Annotated in this window: 1 protein-coding gene; it reads right to left on the minus strand. The window is 55.8% G+C overall.

The window, feature by feature from the left end; genetic code table 11:
* Nucleotides 1–119: 119 nt before the first annotated feature.
* Nucleotides 120–269 carry a hypothetical protein gene (locus SB764_RS39670; protein WP_410866706.1) on the minus strand — a complete coding sequence of 50 codons (150 nt, stop codon included), beginning with the start codon at nucleotides 267–269 and terminating at the stop codon, nucleotides 120–122.
* Nucleotides 270–278: the final 9 nt, after the last annotated feature.

Raw genomic sequence — 278 nt, forward strand, 5'->3', positions numbered from 1 at the left:
GGTCGGGCGTCATGATCATGACGATGCCAAGGCCCATCAGGACGCATCCGACAATACGCACCAAGGATTTCCAAAGGCGGCAGTTCATGTCATCTCCTGCAGTTCGATCTGCCTGGGTCTCAAAGGCTACCAAGGAAGTCTTCCGTGATAGTGATCTCCAGTTGCACGGAAAACCTGTCGCCGAGCAGTTCCAGCGATGCGTCATGCGTCTCATCGGCGCCGCTGCAGACCGCATCTTTTAGGACGATGACCCTGTAACCAAGATCTATGGCGCCGAG

Source organism: Paraburkholderia sp. SIMBA_027 (assembly GCF_046535315.1).
In the GTDB taxonomy this organism is placed as follows: Bacteria; Pseudomonadota; Gammaproteobacteria; order Burkholderiales; family Burkholderiaceae; genus Paraburkholderia; species Paraburkholderia tropica.